We start from the raw sequence: 325 nt of genomic DNA, 5'->3' as shown, positions 1-325 counted from the left end.
CGTGTTTATACAAAAACGCTAAGCTGTTAATTTGCAGCGCTATGCTGGCATAAGAAAGTCGTCGGACTGACGGATGTTGAAAGTAGGTGTTAAGCTCATCACAACTCACTTCATCTAACGGACGACCAAAGAACCTGGCCATGCGTATGAGGTGACTAGTATAAGATTGTTTCGTGTTAGAAGAGTAGCCTCTATAGTGTATTTCAGTAACCACTTGACTGATTAAATCATTCATTTTGTACCTCCGGAATTATGGGAAAACCCCAAAGGTAAGTGTGGTTCAAATGGTGAAAATTACTCCTCCGCGGAGCGGCTTAGTTCAACA

The 325-nt window shown here is 42.2% G+C and carries 1 protein-coding gene; it reads right to left on the bottom strand.

The window, feature by feature from the left end:
* The coding region (locus AB9H30_RS19410; protein WP_371196442.1) for a phage integrase N-terminal SAM-like domain-containing protein at window positions 1–235 on the bottom strand (235 nt) is incomplete at its 3' end.
* Window positions 236–325 lie beyond the last annotated feature (90 nt).

Origin of the sequence: Glaciecola sp. SC05 (genome assembly GCF_041380235.1) — a bacterium.
Lineage (GTDB): Bacteria > Pseudomonadota > Gammaproteobacteria > Enterobacterales > Alteromonadaceae > Glaciecola.
Note: the sequence above shows the minus strand (reverse complement) of the source record. Positions and strands in the feature narration are given on the sequence as shown.